The 13,868-nt window shown below is 59.7% G+C and carries 6 protein-coding genes; 4 read left to right on the top strand and 2 right to left on the bottom strand.

Translation table 11 applies throughout. The annotated features are described in order from the left end of the window. Position 1: 1 nt before the first annotated feature. Together waaF and glnE are read right to left on the bottom strand one after the other, a co-directional pair. Complete coding sequence (waaF, locus tag ACA059_RS02240; RefSeq protein ID WP_149630087.1) at positions 2-1,036, bottom strand: lipopolysaccharide heptosyltransferase II; 1,035 nt, start codon at positions 1,034-1,036, stop codon at positions 2-4. A gap of 193 nt (positions 1,037-1,229) precedes the next feature. Next, on the bottom strand, positions 1,230-4,169 hold the full coding sequence (gene glnE, locus ACA059_RS02235; protein WP_497632550.1) for a bifunctional [glutamate--ammonia ligase]-adenylyl-L-tyrosine phosphorylase/[glutamate--ammonia-ligase] adenylyltransferase: 2,940 nt from the start codon (positions 4,167-4,169) through the stop codon (positions 1,230-1,232). 383 nt (positions 4,170-4,552) lie between these two features. On the opposite strand from glnE, the gene aceE reads away from it, so the two are divergent. The 4 genes from aceE to ACA059_RS02215 all read left to right on the top strand — a co-directional run bounded on the left by aceE (position 4,553) and on the right by ACA059_RS02215 (position 13,834). Further along, complete coding sequence (gene aceE, locus ACA059_RS02230) at positions 4,553-7,198, top strand: pyruvate dehydrogenase (acetyl-transferring), homodimeric type (RefSeq protein WP_415772949.1); 2,646 nt, start codon at positions 4,553-4,555, stop codon at positions 7,196-7,198. 11 nt (positions 7,199-7,209) lie between these two features. After that, positions 7,210-9,180, top strand: coding sequence for a dihydrolipoyllysine-residue acetyltransferase (gene aceF, locus ACA059_RS02225; protein ID WP_497632548.1), 1,971 nt, complete (start codon positions 7,210-7,212; stop codon positions 9,178-9,180). 282 nt (positions 9,181-9,462) lie between these two features. Next, positions 9,463-10,857, top strand: a complete 1,395-nt coding sequence (locus tag ACA059_RS02220) for an alkaline phosphatase D family protein (protein WP_497632546.1) — start codon at positions 9,463-9,465, stop codon at positions 10,855-10,857. A gap of 283 nt (positions 10,858-11,140) precedes the next feature. Beyond that, the gene (locus tag ACA059_RS02215; protein ID WP_497632544.1) at positions 11,141-13,834 is read left to right on the top strand and encodes a putative bifunctional diguanylate cyclase/phosphodiesterase; all 2,694 of its coding nucleotides are present in this window, start codon (positions 11,141-11,143) and stop codon (positions 13,832-13,834) included. Positions 13,835-13,868 lie beyond the last annotated feature (34 nt).

Genomic DNA, 13,868 nt, shown 5'->3' with positions numbered 1-13,868 from the left:
ACTATTTGACCTCGACCACAGTGCCCTGCAAACGCTGCAAGGCTTCGTTCACCGCTTGCGGCATGAGCTGGCGCAGGCAGTTGTAATGACCGAAACGGCACGTGCGATCGAAGCAGGGACTGCATTCGATGCCCAGGCGCACGATCTCGACGTGCTCGGCCAGTGGCGGCGTGAAACCCGGCGACGTCGAGCCATAAACCGCCACCAACGGGCGATTCAGCGCGGCGGCAACGTGCATCAGGCCGGAGTCGTTGGACACCACCGCGTCGGCGCAGGACATCAGGTCGATGGCTTCGGCCAGGGAGGTGCCGCCGCTGAGGTTCACCGACTCTTCACGCAGGCCGGGAATCAGCCGCGAACGGATGTCTTCGCCGACGGCGTGATCGTTTTTCGAACCGAACAGCCAGACTTGCCAGCCTTCACGGATCTTCGCTTCGGCAACCTTGGCATAGTGCTCGGACGGCCAGCGCTTGGACTCGCCAAACTCGGCACCAGGGCACAGCACCAACACCGGACGGTCGAGGGCCAGGCCGAACTTGGCCATTGCCGCTTCGCGAGTGACCGGGTCAATCTGCAGGCTCGGCCGTGGATAAGGTGTCGGCAGCTCGGCACCCGGCTCGTAAGCCAGGGCCATGAAGCGTTCGATCATCAGCGGGTAACGTTCTTTATCCAGCGTGCGCACGTCATTGAGCAGGCCGTAGCGGAATTCGCCACGCCAGCCGGTACGTTTCGGGATGCCGGCGAAGAACGGCACCAGTGCCGACTTCAGGGAATTGGGCAGCAGGATCGCCTGGTCGTACTGGCCGGCCAGGGATTTGCCGATGCGCCGACGCGTCGCCAGCTCCAAAGCACCGTGACCGAGCGGAAAGCTCAAGGCCTGGCGTACTTCGGGCATGCGCTCAAGAATCGGCCGGCTCCACTCGGGGGCCAGCACGTCGATTTCGCATTGCGGGTGGCGCTGCTTGAGACACTGAAACAGTGTCTGCGCCATCACCATGTCACCGACCCAACTGGGCCCAACGATCAGAATTTTCATGTGGTTTCCATAAACGAGCCGGGGAGGCATACGCCTCCCCGCCTCGAGAATTCTACAAAACACTGCAGATCTACTGTGGGAGCGGGCTTGCTCGCGAAGAGGCCGTCACACTCAACATAGAGGGTGACTGACACTCCGCCTTCGCGAGCAGGCTCGCTCCCACATTGGGTATTGGATGTTTCAATTATCCAGTTCAGCTTAGCCCCAGCTCGCGCCAGATCCGCACTACCTGCCGCCGTTCGTCCACGAACTGGTCGCCCGGTATCACCCCGGCGTCCTTCTGCAAGGCCTGCCGGTGAGCGGCTGAACGGTAGGCTTTATAGGCCTCGCGCAACAGGCTGGCGTCTTCGGCGGGCATCAGCCCTTCCTCCTCCAGCCCTTCCAGAATGCGGATATTGTCAGTCCAGCGCAGCAATGACGGGTGCGATTCGGACCACGCCAGGGCCGCGTATTGCACCATAAATTCAATATCGACGATACCTCCGGCGTCCTGCTTGAGATCGAACGGCGCCGTGGCCTCGAAGGCATTTGCTCCGGTGCCCGCCGCGGTACTCTTGCTGCCAAGGTTATCGCGCATTTTGGCGCGCATCTCGCTGACCTCCTGGCGCAAGGTTGCAAGGTCCCGCGGCTTGCCCAATACCGCCGCGCGGACTTTCTCGAAAGCCTGCCCAACGTCCCGACTGCCCACCAACACTCGCGCCCGCACCAATGCCTGATGCTCCCACGTCCAGGCTTCATTTTCCTGATACCGGGCAAACGCCCCCACCGAACTCACCAGCAACCCCGAGGCCCCGGACGGCCGCAGACGCATGTCCACTTCATACAGCTGACCGGAGTTGGTCTGGGCCGTGAGCAAGTGAATGATCCGCTGCCCCAGTCGGGTGAAAAATTGCGCGCCGTCGATAGGTTTCGGCCCGTCGGTTTCCGCCTGCGGGTCGCCATCGTGGATAAACACCAGGTCCAGGTCCGAACCATGCCCCAGTTCCAGACCGCCGACTTTCCCGTAACCGACAATGATGAAGCCGGGATCGCACAAGGTGCCGTCGGTACGCAGCGGCGTACCGTATTTGGCCACGGTCTGGCGCCAGGCCAGGGCCAGCACTTGTTCCAGGATCGCTTCGGCGAGCCACGTCAGGTAATCACTGACCTTCATCAACGGCAGGCTGCCGGCGATTTCCGAAGCGGCGACCCGTAAACGGTGCGCCAGTTTGAAATGCCGCAGGGCTTCCATTTGCTGCTCGAGGTCGTCTTCGGGAATCCGCGTCAAACGCTCGCGCAACTCGGCGGCCAGTTCCGGCGCCAGCGGCGGTTTGAACAGCCGACCTTCGTTGAGCAATTCGTCGAGCAGCAGCGGGAAGCGGGTGATCTGTTCGGCAATCCACGGGCTCGCGGCGCACAGGGTCAGCAAGCGTCGCAGCGCACCGGGATTCTCGGTCAGCAACACCAGATACGCGGAACGACGGGCCACGGCTTCCACCAGCGGCAATACTCTTTCCAGCACCAGATCCGGATTGGCGTGTTCGACAGCCTGAGCCAGCAACCGCGGAATAAAGGCATCGAGGCGCTCACGCCCCAAGCGCTGCATCGCCCGCAGCTGCGGGCTGCTGCGCAAACCGGCCAACGCTTTCAGGGCTTTGGTGGCATCAGCGAAACCGCCCTCTTCCAACTGACGGCAAGCGGCCTCTTCATCCTGAGCCTCTTCCCACAACGGCAGCCATTCACCGCCAACCACCACTTCGCTCTCGGTGCCTTCTTCTTCGTCGGGATCGGCGATCACCTGACCGAAGTGCCACGCCACGCGACCGCGCCAATACATCAGCTGTTCGTGGAAAGCGGTCCAATCGGCGAAGCCCAACATAAAGGCAATGCGCGCCTGATCCTGAGTACCGTCCGGCAGCATCTGGGTCTGGCGGTCGGCAATCGCCTGGATCGCGTGTTCGGTGTAACGCAGGAATTCGTAGCCTTCGCGCAGTTCGCTGATCACCGCCGGCGGCAGGTAACCCTGACCTTCCAGCGTGCTCAGAACTTTTAATAGAGGACGTTGCTGCAAGCTCAGGTCGCGGCCGCCGTGGATCAGCTGGAATGCCTGGGCGATAAATTCGACTTCACGAATGCCACCGGAGCCGAGTTTGATGTTGTCGGCCATGCCCTTGCGCCGGACTTCCTGCTGAATCAGCTGCTTCATGGTGCGCAGCGCTTCGATCGCCGAGAAGTCGAGGTAACGCCGGTAAACGAACGGCCGCAGCATTTCTTGCAATTGCGCGCCGGCCACTTGATCGCCAGCCACCACCCGCGACTTGATCATCGCGTAGCGTTCCCAGTCGCGGCCCTGATCCTGGTAATACTGTTCCAGCGCGTTGAAGCTCAGGACCAATGCGCCGGCCGAACCGTAAGGCCGCAGGCGCATGTCGACGCGGAACACGAAACCATCGACGGTCATCGGGTCCAGCGCCTTGATCAGGCGCTGACCGAGTCGAATGAAAAATTCCTGGTTATCCAGCGAGCGTTTCACGCCGACGGTTTCGCCGCCCTCGGGGTAGGCGAAGATCAGGTCGATGTCCGACGACAAGTTGAGCTCCATTGCGCCGAGCTTGCCCATGCCGAGAATGACCATTTGCTGCGGCTCGCCGCTGCGCCGGCCCGTCGGCACGCCGAACTGCTGACAATGCCGCGAGTACAACCACTGATAGGCCTGATCGATGCTGGCATCGGCCATGTCCGAGAGGTCGCGGCAGGTCTGGATCAGATCGCACTGACGCGTCAGGTCGCGCCAAATGATCCGCACTTGATGGCGGGTACGTTGACGACGCAGGGCGCGACCGAGTTCATCTTCGGTTTCTGCTGCATTCGCTGCTGCCGCAATCTGCGCACACAGCTCGCCGGGAGCAAAACGTCGATCCAGCTCACCGGACTGCACCAGCTCCAGCAACATCAATGGGTCACGGACACTTTGTTCAGTCACGAAGTCGCTGGCAGCGGTGACGCGGGCAAATTGTGCCCAGCGTTCAGGCGTCCAGCCGGCCAGGCCATGGTCGTCGGGAAGCACCGCGACGGCCGTACGGAACGACTGCTCGGCGCGGGTGACAAACGGCAGGAGGATGCCAGGCAGTTCGGCAAGCGAAGGGAGGCTCATGGTCTATCCTTGATCGGCGTGTAGAGGGCTGCATGTAGTGATTCGCGAGAATGCACTACGTGATCGACTGTCGAACAAAGGTTAGAAATAGCTGAAATTTCTTTATTTTTGGCAGACAGCATCAAGCTTTCACCTTTTCTGGTTGGAAAAAGACCAACCTTAACGATTATTCTCACAACGCAGCTGGAGGCCACAAGCCGCTCATCTGTAGTTTTACTACTCGTATATACATTCGAAAGGCTGAAATGCCCGATGATTTGTAGTAAAACTACACGCCGCCGGAACAACCTCTCGGCAATCCAAGAATTTATATCGTCTGCCCACAAGGCCAGTCGCAAACTCAGGCAACCGATTCTGGAAGCCTTTCCGCCCTGGAGCAAGCCATGCAAGACCTCGATCCCGTCGAAACCCAGGAATGGCTGGACGCCCTGGAATCGGTTCTCGACAAAGAAGGCGAAGACCGCGCTCACTATCTGATGACCCGTATGGGCGAACTCGCAACCCGTAGCGGTTCGCAATTGCCTTACGCCATCACCACGCCATACCGCAACACGATCCCCGTTACCCACGAAGCACGCATGCCTGGCGACCTGTTCATGGAACGCCGCATTCGCTCGTTGGTACGCTGGAACGCGATGGCCATGGTGATGCGTACGAACCTGAAAGATTCTGACCTGGGCGGTCACATCTCCAGCTTCGCCTCCAGCGCAACCCTGTACGACATCGGCTTCAACTATTTCTTCCAGGCCCCGACCGACGAACACGGCGGCGACCTGATCTACTTCCAGGGTCACACCTCGCCAGGCGTCTACGCCCGTGCGTTCATGGAAGGCCGCATCACCGAAGACCAGATGAACAACTTCCGTCAGGAAGTCGATGGTCAAGGCTTGTCGTCCTATCCGCACCCTTGGCTGATGCCTGATTTCTGGCAGTTCCCGACCGTATCCATGGGTCTGGGCCCGATCCAGGCGATCTACCAGGCACGCTTCATGAAGTACCTGGAAGCCCGTGGCTTCATCCCTGAAGGCAAGCAAAAAGTCTGGTGCTTCCTGGGCGACGGCGAGTGCGACGAGCCGGAATCCCTGGGCGCGATCTCGCTGGCTGGCCGCGAGAAGCTCGACAACCTGATCTTCGTTATCAACTGCAACCTGCAGCGCCTTGATGGCCCGGTTCGCGGCAACGGCAAGATCATCCAGGAACTCGAAGGCGTGTTCCGCGGTGCTCAGTGGAACGTGACCAAAGTCATCTGGGGCCGTTTCTGGGACCCACTGCTGGCCAAAGACGTCGACGGTATCCTGCAACGCCGCATGGACGAAGTCATCGACGGCGAGTACCAGAACTACAAAGCCAAAGACGGCGCGTTCGTACGTGAACACTTCTTCAACTCGCCAGAACTCAAGGCGATGGTTGAAGACTTGTCCGACGACGAGATCTGGAAGCTCAACCGTGGTGGCCACGACCCGTACAAGGTCTATGCGGCCTATCACGAAGCGGTCAACCACAAAGAACAACCGACCGTCATCCTGGCCAAGACCATCAAAGGTTATGGCACCGGTGCCGGCGAAGCCAAGAACACTGCGCACAACACCAAGAAAGTTGATGTTGAAAGCCTGAAGCTGTTCCGTGATCGTTTCGACATTCCGGTCCGTGACGAAGAACTGGAAAACCTGCCGTTCTTCAAACCGGAACCGAACAGCGCCGAAGCCCGCTACCTGAGCGAGCGCCGCACTGCACTGGGCGGTTTCGTGCCACAGCGCCGTGCCAAAAGCTTCGACATCCCGACGCCACCGCTGGATACCCTCAAGGCAATCCTGGACGGCTCGGGCGACCGTGAAATCTCTACCACCATGGCCTTCGTGCGGATCCTCGCGCAGCTGGTCAAGGACAAGGAAATCGGTTCGCGCATCGTTCCGATCATCCCGGACGAAGCCCGTACCTTCGGTATGGAAGGCATGTTCCGTCAGTTGGGCATCTACTCCTCCGTCGGCCAGCTCTACGAGCCAGTCGATAAAGACCAGGTGATGTTCTACAAAGAAGACAAGAAGGGCCAGATCCTCGAAGAAGGCATCAACGAAGCGGGCGCCATGAGCTCCTTCATCGCTGCCGGTACTTCGTACTCCAGCCACAACCAGCCAATGCTGCCGTTCTACATCTTCTACTCGATGTTCGGCTTCCAGCGTATCGGCGACCTGGCTTGGGCTGCCGGCGACAGCCGCACCCGTGGTTTCCTGATCGGCGGCACTGCCGGCCGGACCACGCTGAACGGCGAAGGCCTGCAACACGAAGACGGTCACAGCCACATCCTGGCTGCCACCATCCCGAACTGCCGCACCTTTGATCCAACCTACGGCTACGAGCTGGCGGTGATCATCCAGGACGGCATGAAGAAGATGACCGAACAGCAGCAGGACGTTTTCTACTACATCACCGTGATGAACGAGTCCTACCAGCAGCCAGCCATGCCGGCCGGTGTCGAGGAAGGCATCATCAAGGGCATGTACCTGCTCGAGGAAGACACCCGCGAAGCGGCGCACCACGTTCAGCTGATGGGCTCCGGCACCATCCTGCGCGAAGTTCGCGAAGCGGCGAAAATCCTGCGTGAACAGTTCAACGTCGGCGCTGACGTGTGGAGCGTTACCAGCTTCAACGAACTGCGTCGCGACGGCCTGGCCGTAGAGCGCAGCAACCGTCTGCACCCGGGTCAGAAGCCTAAACTGAGCTATGTCGAAGAGTGCCTGAACGGCCGTCAAGGTCCGGTCATTGCGTCTACCGACTACATGAAGCTGTTCGCTGAGCAAATTCGTCAGTGGGTCCCGTCCAAGGAATTCAAAGTCCTGGGCACCGACGGTTTCGGCCGCAGTGACAGCCGTAAGAAGCTGCGTCACTTCTTCGAAGTCGACCGTCATTTCGTGGTGTTGGCAGCCCTGGAAGCCTTGGCTGACCGTGGTGATATCGAACCTAAGGTGGTGTCTGAAGCCATCGCCAAGTTCGGGATCAACCCGGAAAAACGCAACCCACTGGACTGCTGAGGAGACACTCTGTGAGCGAACTCATTCGCGTACCTGACATCGGCAGCGGTGAAGGTGAAGTAATCGAACTATTTGTGAAGGTCGGCGACCGTGTGGAAGCCGACCAGAGCATCCTGACGCTTGAGTCGGACAAGGCGAGCATGGAAATCCCAGCTCCCAAAGCCGGCATCGTCAAAAGCATCAAAGTGAAGCTGGGCGATCGCCTGAAAGAAGGCGACGAACTGCTGGAGCTGGAAGTCGAAGGTGCCGCTGCCCCGGCCCCTGCGGCTGCCGCTGCGCCGGCTGCCAAAGCTGAAGCGAAACCGGCGGCTGCTCCTGCTGCCGCGGCTCCAGCTCCAGCTGCCGCTCCTGCTGCTGCAACCACCCAGCAAGTGCACGTGCCGGATATCGGTTCGTCGGGCAAGGCCCAGATCATCGAGATCCAGGTCAAGGTCGGCGACACCGTCGAGGCTGATCAATCGCTGATCACCCTGGAATCCGACAAGGCCAGCATGGAAATCCCATCGCCTGCCGCTGGCGTGGTCAAGAGCATCAGCGTCAAGCTCAACGACGAAGTCGGCACTGGCGACCTGATTCTGGATCTGGAAGTGGCAGGTGCTGCGGCACCGGCTGCGGCCGCGCCAGCTCAGGCGGCGGCACCTGCTGCCGCTGCGCCAGCGCCAGCCGCTGCGGCCCCGGCTGCACCGGTTGCTGACAGCGTTCAGGACATTCATGTCCCGGACATCGGCTCTTCGGGCAAGGCCAAGATCATCGAAGTCCTGGTCAAGGCCGGCGATACCGTCGAAGCCGATCAGTCGCTGATCACCCTGGAATCCGACAAGGCGAGCATGGAAATTCCATCGCCTGCCGCTGGCGTGGTGGAAAGCGTTTCCGTCAAGCTGGATGACGAAGTCGGTACCGGCGACCTGATCCTGAAGCTGAAAGTCAAAGGCGTTGCACCTGCTGCTGCCCCGGCTCCGGCCGCTGCTGCACCAGCACCTGCGGCTGCCAAGGCTGAAGCTGCTCCTGCAGCCGCTGCCCCGGCACCGGCCGCACCGGCTGCTGCGCCGGCCAAGCCGGGCGCCAAGGTTCACGCAGGTCCTGCGGTGCGCCAACTGGCTCGCGAGTTCGGCGTCGAGCTGAACGCCGTCGGCGCCAGTGGTCCGCACGGTCGCATCCTGAAAGAAGACGTGCAGGTTTACGTCAAAGCCATGATGCAGAAGGCCAAGGAAGCACCGGCCGCTGCTGCTGGCGCAACCGGTGGCGCGGGCATCCCGCCGATTCCGGTCGTGGACTTCAGCCGCTTCGGTGAAACCGAAGAAGTGCCGATGACTCGCCTGATGCAAATCGGCGCGTCGAGCCTGCATCGCAGCTGGCTGAACATTCCGCACGTGACTCAGTTCGATTCGGCTGATATCACCGACCTGGAAGCGTTCCGTATCGCTCAGAAAGCCGTTGCAGAGAAGGCTGGCGTCAAGCTGACCATCCTGCCGCTGCTGCTCAAGTCCTGCGCGCACCTGCTCAAGGAACTGCCGGACTTCAACAGTTCGCTGGCACCAAGCGGCAAGGCGATCATCCGCAAGAAGTACGTGAACATCGGCTTCGCAGTCGACACCCCTGAAGGCCTGCTGGTACCGGTCATCAAGAACGTCGATCAGAAGAGCCTGTTGCAACTGGCAGCCGAAGCCGCCGTGCTGGCCGCCAAAGCCCGCGACAAGAAGCTCACCGCTGACGACATGCAAGGCGCCTGCTTCACCATTTCCAGCCTCGGCCACATTGGCGGCACCGGCTTCACGCCGATCGTCAACGCGCCGGAAGTGGCGATCCTCGGTGTTTCCAAGGCAACCATTCAGCCAGTCTGGGACGGCAAAGCCTTCCAGCCGAAACTAATGCTGCCACTGTCGCTGTCCTACGATCACCGTGTGATCAACGGCGCCGCTGCTGCACGCTTCACCAAGCGTCTGAGCGATCTGCTGGCGGACATCCGCACCATCCTGCTGTAACACCGGCCGGCCCTCCTTCACCGGAGGGCCTGTCGCGTTCGACGATTTCCGAGCGCCACGCTCGTACCTCAACCCCGCCAGTTTGGCGGGGCTTTTTTTTGCCTGGAAGAAAGCTACCCAACGCCCCTTTCCTACATTCGCGGCTTACGTCGCCCACAACTCCAGTCCACTTCTTCTCGATATTTTTTGCGAACCAATAACTAAGCTTAGTTCAACTAATTGTCACCAAAGCCCTTATCAATTTATTTTGCCTAGTTAGCATTACCTCGAATGGATTCGAACATGTTCAAACCGACTGTCGGCCCTATTATTGGCCACACCACAACTAACCACGCACGCATCTTCTTGCGTGGCAAACTTCAAAACAATGCACCGGTATTTGCAGGCATTCGTTATCGCCGGCTCGGCGAAGAGCGATGGTCCCAAGGTGTATTTGCAAAGTTGACGATCTTGCATGATATGTCCGATGTCATCGCACTCAACGACCTTGCCACTGATACCGAATATGAATACCAAGCGGGCTGGTTCAGCACGATGAGCCCGGTGCACACGGTGCACACGGTTCAGGAACTGCCGCTGCAATGGCCGCGCGATATCTACCAATTTCGCACACAGTCCAGCAAAGTCACGATTCCACGGGCCTATATCGTCGGCTCATGTCGTTACCTGCGCATGACCGCTGGCGTCCCGTCTGCACCGCATCTGGGGGACAGGATTTTCGCCTCGATCACGAATATGGCGCAGCAGGCCGAACCGCCCATCAGTGCCATGCTCATGACCGGCGATCAAATCTATGTCGATGACCTGAACGTCATTGTTCCCGACCGGGAATACAAGGCAATACTCAGTAAGTACCGCGCAGCTTTTTCCCAACCCAATATTGCAAAGTTAATGTCCGGTGTGCCGACTTACATGATCCTCGATGATCACGAAATTGAAGACAACTGGCCCGCCAACGAAAGTAAGGCCGACGCCTATTTATACAAAAATGCCATCGCGGCGTATGAGTTGTATCAAGCCAGTCATAGCCCGGCGCATACACTTCTTGCCGGCGGGCAAATAAATAGAAAACTGGAACACTATTGGTATCAGTTCGCCGAAGGCGATATCGAATGGTTTGTCACTGACAGTCGAACCCGACGCAACCTGTCAGCCAATGATCGACGCATCCTCGACGAAGAGCAGGAACAGATCTTGTGCAAATGGTTGATTCACAGCCCGGCCAGGGTCAAATTCGTGGTCACCAGCGTGATGTTCTACCCCGACCGCAAAGCCCACGGCGATGACGCGTGGAAAGCCTTTCCCGAACAACGTCTGCGGCTGCTGGAGACCATTCGTACACACCGCATCAAGAACGTCTTCTTCGTTTCCGGCGATGTCCACGGCTCCCTGACCAGTCGCCTGACCCACAGCGAGGACCCGGACTTCGAGGTGCACACCATCGTTTCTTCACCGCTGTGCAACAGCAAGCTGCTGCCGTACGCCAAGGCATCCACCTTCATCCTCGATCAACCGTTGGCGCGAACAGCCGCTGGCGACTATCGGCATGAACTGACCAGCAAGGTGGTCAGCCAGGACAATTTCGCTCATTTGATCGTCGATGCCGAACAGGTTCGCGTCAGTTATCACGACCAGGACGGCAAGACTTTGCAGTCGACCAGCATCCCGCTCCGGTAAAAAGCAAAAGATCGCAGCCTTCGGCAGCTCCTACAGGGTGTACACCATCCCAACGTAGGAGCTGCCGAAGGCTCGGGCCGCGTTCGGATGATCTTTTCGGCCAAAAACATTACTTTCGGCCCTGCGCTGGAGAAATCGTCGCGCCTGCCGACATATTCTTATAGCACTTGGCCTTCATGTCTCTTGTCAGTCAGTGTCGCAATGATGCAACCTTGCCGCAGGTAACAGTAAAGAGGGCGAGAGCCCGGCGCGATCAGCCTATTCGAAGCGAGTTTCCCTCCATATGAAGAGCCAACCCGATGCCGCCAGCCGTATGGTGGCCGAGGTAGTGACGCAGTTGCCTGTGCCCTCGCGGCTCGGCATGCTTCGTTTCGAACGGCTGAATGAAGCGAGTTGGGCGCTACTGTTTCTCGATCCCAATTGCGAACGACAATTCGGCATGCCGGCTGTAGAGCTCTGTGCTCTGGTCGGCTCGCCCTACGCCAGCCTGATGGAGCCCGAAGCGCGCTATCAACTGCATGACGCGGTTCAGCAGCAACTCACCGAAAGCCCGCATTACCTGATCCGCTACACCCTGCACACCGCCGCAGGCTCCTTGAACCTGCTGGAACTGGGCGAAGCCTACAAACAACACAATCGACACCTGCTGCGCGGCTACCTGCTGGTGGTCGACGGCCTGTTCGAGGGCGAACAACTGCTGCCGGCCCTGGACCTCGAAACCCAGAACTCTCGCCTGCAAATCGCCCTGGAACTCAATCAGCGCGCCCAGCAGGAACAGCTTCTGCACCTGGACCGGGTGCGCGCCCAGCAAGACTTGATCCTGCTGCTGACCCGCCAGCGCTATAGCAGCAACAACTCCCTGAAAGAAGCCGCCGAACTGATCACTCGCAGTGCCTGTGACATTTACGAAATCGACTGCGCCAGCCTGTGGAACCTCGAAGGTTCGCTGCTGGTGCCGATTTCGGCCTATCACCGCGCCAGCCAGGAATACCTGCTGCCGGAGCCGATCGACGTCAGTCTCTTCCCCGATTACCTGGACGCCTTGCACACCGGCCGCGCCATCGACGCCCACAACGCCATGCGCGACCCGCGCACCCGGGAAATGGCCGAACACCTGCGCCCGCGTGATGTGAATGCCATGCTCGACGCCAGTATCCGCGTCGATGGCCAAGTGGTCGGCGTACTCTGCCTGGAGCAGACCGGTACGCCCCGCGCCTGGCAATCGGACGAAATTGCTTTCGCCGGTGAGTTGGCGGATCAGTTTGCCCAAGTCATCAACAACCACAACCGCCGCACCGCCACCAGCGCCCTGCACCTGTTCCAGCGTGCGGTCGAGCAAAGCGCCAACGCCTTTTTGCTGGTCAATTGCGACGGCGTGGTGGAATACGTCAACCCGAGCTTCACGGCGATCACCCAGTACACCACCGAAGAAGTCCACGGCCAGCGGCTGTCGGAACTGCCGGCACTGGAAAACCTCAGCGAACTGTTGTTCGACGCGCACTCGGCGCTGGCCAAGAGCAACAGCTGGCAGGGTGAGTTCAAAAGCCGCCGTAAAAACCTCGAACCCTACTGGGGCCAGTTGTCGATCTCCAAGGTTTACGGCGACAACCGCGAGCTGACGCATTACATCGGCATCTACGAAGACATCACCCAGACCAAGCTCGCTCAGCAGCGCATCGAGCGTCTGGCTTATACCGATAACCTGACCAACCTCGGCAACCGCCCGGCCTTCATCCGCAACCTCGATGAACGTTTCGCCCGAGACAGCGATACCCCGATCAGCTTGCTGCTGGTGGACATCGACAACTTCAAGCGGATCAACGACAGCCTCGGCCATCAGACCGGCGACAAACTGTTGATCAGCCTGGCCCGACGCCTGCGCAACAGCCTGAGCCCGAGCGGCAGCCTGGCGCGGTTCGCCAGTAACGAATTCGCCGTGCTGCTGGACAACACCGACATGCGTGCGGGCCAACAGATCGCCAATCAATTGCTGGCGACCCTCGACAAACCGATGTTCGTCGACAACCAGCTGATCAGCGTCACCGGCTCCGTGGGCCTGGCCTGCGCGCCACTGCACGGTCGCGACCCGCAAACCCTGATGCGCAACGCCGGCCTCGCGCTGCATAAGGCCAAGGCCAACGGCAAGCACCAGGTTCAGGTGTTCACCGAAGCGCTGAATGCCGAGGCCAGTTACAAGCTGTTCGTCGAAAACAACCTGCGCCGCGCCCTGACCCAGAATGAGCTGGACGTGTTCTACCAACCCAAACTCTGCCTGCGTAGCGGTCGCCTGTTGGGGATGGAAGCGCTGCTTCGCTGGAACCATCCGGAAAAAGGCATGATCCGCCCGGACCAGTTCATCAGCGTCGCCGAAGAAACCGGGCTGATCATTCCCATCGGTAAATGGATCGCTCGCCAGGCCTGCCGCATGAGCAAAGACCTGAGCGCCGCTGGCCTGGGCAATCTTCAGGTGGCAATCAACCTGTCACCCAAGCAGTTCTCCGATCCGGACCTGGTGTCGTCCATCGCCAACATCCTCAAGGAAGAAGCGTTGCCGGCGAACCTGCTGGAACTCGAACTCACCGAAGGCCTGCTGCTGGAAGCCACCGAAGACACCCACTTGCAGCTCGATCAGCTCAAGCGCCTGGGCCTGACCCTGGCCATGGATGACTTCGGCACCGGTTACTCGTCGCTCAGTTACTTGAAAAAATTCCCGATCGACATCATTAAGATCGATCGAAGCTTCATCCACGAAATCCCGGACAACCAGGACGACATGGAAATCACCTCCGCCGTGATCGCCATGGCCCACAACCTGAAACTCAAGGTCGTGGCTGAAGGCATCGAAACCGCCGAGCAATTGGCTTTCCTGCGCCGCCACCGCTGCGACGTCGGCCAGGGTTACCTGTTCGACCGACCGATCCCCGGCGTAGAGCTGATCGAAAAGCTCAAGCGCTATCCGCGTGGCCCGATCGCCTGACAGCGGCGTAACACTCGGGCAAACTGCGTGTCTG

The sequence above is a fragment of the Pseudomonas sp. LBUM1647 genome, assembly GCF_059716175.1.
This window is presented reverse-complemented; position numbering and strand designations above follow the sequence as displayed.

Coding starts and splice junctions, on each gene's coding strand:
- waaF (WP_149630087.1), bottom strand. CDS start 1,036: ATGAAAATTCTGATCGTTGGGCCCAGTTGGGTCGGTGACATGGTGATG.
- glnE (WP_497632550.1), bottom strand. CDS start 4,169: ATGAGCCTCCCTTCGCTTGCCGAACTGCCTGGCATCCTCCTGCCGTTT.
- aceE (WP_415772949.1), top strand. CDS start 4,553: ATGCAAGACCTCGATCCCGTCGAAACCCAGGAATGGCTGGACGCCCTG.
- ACA059_RS02220 (WP_497632546.1), top strand. CDS start 9,463: ATGTTCAAACCGACTGTCGGCCCTATTATTGGCCACACCACAACTAAC.
- ACA059_RS02215 (WP_497632544.1), top strand. CDS start 11,141: ATGAAGAGCCAACCCGATGCCGCCAGCCGTATGGTGGCCGAGGTAGTG.